The sequence below is a fragment of the Streptomyces hirsutus genome, assembly GCF_001418415.1.
Lineage (GTDB): Bacteria > Actinomycetota > Actinomycetes > Streptomycetales > Streptomycetaceae > Streptomyces > Streptomyces hirsutus.
This window is the reverse complement of record NZ_LIQT01000713.1, coordinates 1-5,368: the sequence shown is the minus strand read 5'-3', so window position 1 is coordinate 5,368 and position 5,368 is coordinate 1. Positions and strand designations below refer to the sequence as shown.

The following is a 5,368-nucleotide window of genomic DNA, read 5'->3' as shown; positions in this document are numbered from 1 at the left end:
CCCTGGCTCTATCTCGCCCCCGCCCTCGTCGTCCTCGGCGGGCTGCTCGCCTACCCCGTCTACCAACTCGGCCTGATCTCGCTCTTCCACTACACCCAGGCACAGGTCAGCGGCGGCGAACCGACCACCTTCCGGGGCCTGGGCAACTACACCGAACTCCTCGCCGACGAGCAGTTCTGGCAGGTGCTGCTCACCACCGTCCTGTTCGCGGCGGCCTGTGTGGTCTCCACCCTGGCCGTGGGCTGCGCACTCGCCGTGCTGCTCACCCGGGTGCGCGCCGTTCCCCGGCTCGCGCTGATGCTGGCCGCGCTCGGCGCCTGGGCGACCCCGGCCGTCACCGGCTCCACGGTGTGGCTGCTCCTCTTCGACGCCGACTTCGGCCCGGTGAACCGGATACTGGGCCTGGGCGACCATTCCTGGACGTACGGGAGGTACAGCGCCTTCCTCCTCGTCCTGCTCGAAGTCGTCTGGTGCTCCTTCCCGTTCGTGATGGTCACCGTCTACGCCGGCATCCGGGCCGTGCCCGCCGAGGTGCTGGAGGCCGCCGCCCTGGACGGCGCCTCGCAGTGGCGCGTCTGGCGCTCGGTCCTCGCCCCGATGCTCCGGCCGATCCTGGTCGTCGTCACCATCCAGTCGGTGATCTGGGACTTCAAGGTCTTCACCCAGATCTACGTCATGACGGGCGGGGGCGGCATCGCCGGCCAGAACCTGGTCCTCAACGTCTACGCGTACCAGAAGGCGTTCGCGTCCTCGCAGTACAGCCTCGGCGCCGCGATCGGCGTGGTGATGCTGCTGATCCTGCTCGCCGTCACGCTGGTGTACCTGCGGCTGCTGCGCCGCCAGGGGGAGGAACTGTGACGCTCGTGAGCCGGGACGGAGTGCGCCCGGTGCATCCCGTGCGCAGGTTCGTACGGCGTCCGTGGCGGCTCGCCGCCGAGGCGACCGCGCTGGCGGTCGCGGCGGTGGTGGCCTTCCCGCTGTACTGGATGGTGCTGAGCGCCTTCAAACCGGCCGGCGAGATCGAATCGGACCGGCCGCGGCCGTGGACCCTGACCCCCACCCTGGATTCCTTCCGACGGGTGTTCGGGCAAGGGGAATTCGGCCGGTACTTCCTCAACAGCGTGGTCGTCGCGGTCGCCGTGGTGCTCGCCTCCGCGCTGATCGCCTTTCTCGCGGCGACCGCCGTGACGCGATTCCGGTTCCGTATGCGGACCACTCTGCTGATCATGTTTCTGGTGGCTCAGATGGTGCCCGTGGAGGCGTTGACGATCCCGCTGTTCTTCCTCATGCGGGACGCGGGCCAGTTGAACACGCTGTGGTCGCTGATCCTGCCGCACATCGCGTTCTCGCTGCCGTTCGCGATCTGGATGCTGCGGGGGTTCGTGAAAGCCGTTCCCGAGGCGCTGGAGGAGGCCGCCTACATCGACGGCGCGAGCCGTGCGCGGTTCCTGTGGCAGATCCTTTTTCCGCTCGTTCTGCCGGGGCTGGTGGCCACCAGTGTGTTTTCCTTCATCTCCACCTGGAACGACTTCCTGTTCGCGAAGTCCTTCATCATCAGCGACATCTCGCAGTCGACGCTGCCGATGGCCCTGCTGGTCTTCTACAAGCCGGACGATCCCGACTGGGGCGGCGTGATGGCGGCCTCCACGGTGATGACGATTCCGGTGCTGGTCTTCTTCGTACTCGTGCAGCGACGCCTGGTCTCCGGACTGGGCGGCGCGGTAAAGGACTGATGTGACCGACGTGAACGACGTGAACGACGCGAACGAAGTGGCCGAAGTGGCCGAGGAAAACGGCGGGACCGACGTGATGTCACCGGTGGAACCGGCACTCGTTCCCGCGCCGCGCACCGTCGAAGAGGCGGCGCCCGGCGGATTCCCGCTGACCCCGGACACCCCCCTGTGGGCGGGGCCCGGCACCGGGACCACCGAACGCTGGCTGCGCTCCACCCTCGGACCCGCCCTCGGCCTGCGGTTTCCCCCCGGCACCGAGGACACCCGCGACGGCCTGCGGCTGCGCCTCGACGACACCCTGGCCCCCGAGGCGTACCGGCTCGCCGTGCTGCCCGGCCGGGGCGTGGAGATCGCCGGAGGCGGCCCGGCCGGGGTGTTCTGGGGCGCCCAGACACTGCGCCAGCTGCTCGGCCCCGACGCATTCCGCAAAGCGCCCGTACGCCCCGGCGCCACCCGCACCGTCCCGCACCGGATCGTCGAGGACGAGCCCCGCTTCCGGTGGCGCGGACTGATGCTCGACGTGGCACGGCACTTCATGCCCAAGGAAGGCGTGCTGCGCTATCTCGATCTGATGGCCGCGCACAAACTCAATGTGCTGCACTTCCACCTGACGGACGACCAGGGCTGGCGCATCGAGATCGAGCGGTACCCGCGGCTGACGGAGACCGGCTCCTGGCGCGCCCGGACGAAACTCGGCCACCGCGCCTCGCCCCTGTGGAACGACACACCGCACGGCGGCCACTACACGCAGGACGACATCCGGGAGATCGTCGCCTACGCGGCCGAACGGCATATCGCCGTCGTCCCCGAAATCGACGTGCCCGGCCACTCGCAGGCCGCCATCGCCGCGTATCCGGAACTCGGCAACACCGATGTCGTCGACACCTCCTCGCTGACCGTCTGGGACACCTGGGGGATCAATCCGAACGTACTCGCCCCCACCGACACCACCCTGCGCTTCTACGAAGGGGTGCTCGAGGAAGTCCTGGAACTGTTCCCCGCCGACGCCACGGGGCCCTCCGCGTTTGCTTCGTCTTCGCCGTCTTCGCCGTCTTCGCCGTCCCCGTCGTTTTCGTCGTTCGTCCACATCGGCGGCGACGAATGCCCGAAGGACCAGTGGCGCGCCTCGGACGTCGCGCAGAAACGGATCGCCGATCTGGGACTGGCCGACGAGGACGCCCTCCAGCCCTGGTTCATCGGGCACTTCGCCGGCTGGCTCGCCGAGCGGGGCCGCCGGCTGATCGGCTGGGACGAGATCCTCCAGGGGGGCCTGGCCCCGGGCGTCGCCGTGTCCTCCTGGCGCGGCTACGCCGGCGGGGTCGCCGCCGCCCGCGCGGGGCACGACGTGGTCATGTGCCCCGAGCAGCACGTGTACCTGGACCACCGGCAGGACGCGGGCCCCGAGGAGCCGGTGCCGATCGGGTACGTGCGCACCCTGGAGGACGTCTACCGGTTCGAGCCCGTGCCGGCGGAGCTGACACCCGAGGACGCCGGGCGGGTGCTCGGCACCCAGGCCAACGCCTGGTCCGAGGTGACGGAGAACCAGGCGAGGGTGGACTACCAGGTCTTTCCCCGGCTCGCCGCCCTCGCCGAGGTCGCCTGGAGCGCGCTGCCCGCCCCCGCCGAACGGGACTTCGCGGGCTTCGAACGCCGGATGGCCGCCCACTACCGGCGACTCGACGCCCTCGGCGTCGCCTACCGCCCGCCCGCCGGACCGCTGCCCTGGCAGCGGCGCCCCGGCGTGCTGGGCCGCCCCATCGACGGCGCACCCCCGCAGCGGTAACTCTCCGCGCCGATGGCGCCCCCTCCGCACCGGTGACACCCTCCGGACCGGTGGCTCCCCCCCCGAACCGGTGGCGCGTGCCGGACCGGTGGCGCGTGCCGCCTCCGGAACCGGCCACGCACGGAAGTTCGTCCCCTCATCGAACGGCTCGCACGAAAAAGTCGCAGGAATCACCGAACGGTGCCCATTCGATCACACGGGCGATGAGGTGCGAAAACGGGTCAAGTGGTCTGTGAGGTGGGTGAACGCCTCCTAGCGGACCCCTGTCTTCGGCGCTCGCGAAGATGTGCCAGAGTTGCCACGTCCGCCCTGTCAGGTCGTACCGTACGGCTGCAACAGGTGGGACCAGGTGGGGCCGCGGGAAGGGGCAGCCGGTTTTGAGCACGCACGCACCGCAGGCGGCGCAGGCCGTGACGCTGCCCACGACGCTGGACGAGGCGGTGGCGGCGCTGACCGCCATGCCCGCCGCCGTGCCCGTCGCGGGCGGCACCGATCTGATGGCCTCCGTCAACTCCGGGCAGCTCAGACCGACGGCGCTGGTCGGCCTCGGCAGGATCAGCGAGATCCGCGGCTGGCAGTACCAGGACGGCCACGCGCTGCTCGGCGCCGGCCTCACCCACGCCCGTATGGGCCGCCCCGACTTCGCCGCCCTCATCCCGGCGCTCGCCGCCTCCGCGCGTGCCGCCGGACCGCCGCACATCCGCAACGCGGGCACCCTGGGCGGCAACATCGCCTCCGCCGCCCCGACCGGCGACTCGCTGCCCGTGCTGGCCGCGCTCGAGGCGACGCTGATCATCGCGGGCCAGGGCGGAGCCCGCCGGGAGATCCCGGTGTCGCACCTGCTGGCCGGGATGGACATGCTGCGGGCCGGTGAACTCATCGGCTACGTGCGCGTGCCGCTGCTGCACGCCCCGCAGGTCTTCCTGAAGGCCACCGGCCGCACCGGCCCCGGCCGCGCGGTCGCCTCCGTCGCCCTGGTGCTCGACCCCGGCCGGCGCGGTGTCCGCTGCGCGGTGGGCGCCATAGCGCCGATGGCGCTGCGGCCCCTGGATGCCGAGCAGTGGGTCGCCCAGCTCATCGACTGGGACAACAACCGCGCGCTCGTGCCGGAGGCGCTGGAAGCGTTCGGGGAGTACGTCGCCGCGGCCTGCATCCCCGATCCGGCCCCCGACGAGGACGGCTCCGTCCCGTCGCTGCCGCCCGCGGTACTGCACCTGCGGCGCACCGTCGCCGCACTGGCCCGACGAGCACTGGGGAGGGCGCTGTCGTGACCGACGACCAGCACGGAGAGGGCACGTCCGGCACGTCCCGCAACGGCGGCAGCCGCTGGGACCCGCTGCCCCAGGGGGACTACGACGACGGCGCCACGGCCTTCGTGAAGCTCCCCGAGGGGGGCATCGACGCCCTGCTGGACTCGATGGAGAGCCCGCTGGCCGCGCCCGGCCACGGCTATGTGCCGCCGCCCATCACGGTCACCCCCGCCTCCACGGCGGGCACCGACCCCGCGGCCACCGGCAGCTGGGCGGCGCCGGGCACCGGAGCGCCGGGCGCCCCCGTCGACGGCGCCCAGTGGCACGACCCGCAGGCGGGCCGGCCGGGGGAGGACCCCGGGGCGCGCGCGGCGCAGCAGCACGGCGGCCAGGACCGGTTCACGTACGACCCCGGGGCCTCCGGGCAGTGGCACTTCGAGGACACGCCCGGCGCGGGCGACCCGGCACCGGGTTCCGACGTGACCGGCCAGTGGTCGATCCCCGTCGCGGGCGGCGACCTCCCGGACGAGTCCGGTGAGTTCACCACCTCCGCGCTGGCCGAGCAGTGGGGAGCCGTCCCGCCGGTCACCCCGCCCCCCACC

At 71.9% G+C, this 5,368-nt stretch carries 4 protein-coding genes and 1 pseudogene; all 5 read left to right on the top strand.

Translation table 11 applies throughout. The features are described from left to right. On the top strand, nucleotides 1–858 hold an 858-nt coding region (locus AOK11_RS37785), incomplete at its 5' end, for a carbohydrate ABC transporter permease (protein WP_055598132.1). A gap of 29 nt (nucleotides 859–887) precedes the next feature. Beyond that, entirely contained in the window at nucleotides 888–1,733 is an 846-nt protein-coding gene (locus AOK11_RS37780; RefSeq protein ID WP_055598134.1) for a carbohydrate ABC transporter permease, read from the top strand. A gap of 76 nt (nucleotides 1,734–1,809) precedes the next feature. Further along, on the top strand, nucleotides 1,810–3,516 hold the full coding sequence (locus AOK11_RS37775) for a beta-N-acetylhexosaminidase (protein ID WP_055598133.1): 1,707 nt from the start codon (nucleotides 1,810–1,812) through the stop codon (nucleotides 3,514–3,516). A 377-nt stretch (nucleotides 3,517–3,893) separates the two neighbouring features. Beyond that, nucleotides 3,894–4,787 carry an FAD binding domain-containing protein gene (locus tag AOK11_RS37770; RefSeq protein WP_055598131.1) on the top strand — a complete coding sequence of 298 codons (894 nt, stop codon included), beginning with the start codon at nucleotides 3,894–3,896 and terminating at the stop codon, nucleotides 4,785–4,787. Continuing rightward, a pseudogene (locus tag AOK11_RS37765) lies at nucleotides 4,784–5,368 on the top strand (hypothetical protein); the annotation flags it as partial. The gene AOK11_RS37770 and the pseudogene AOK11_RS37765, both read left to right, overlap by 4 nt.

Coding starts and splice junctions, on each gene's coding strand:
- AOK11_RS37775 (WP_055598133.1), top strand. CDS start 1,810: ATGTCACCGGTGGAACCGGCACTCGTTCCCGCGCCGCGCACCGTCGAA.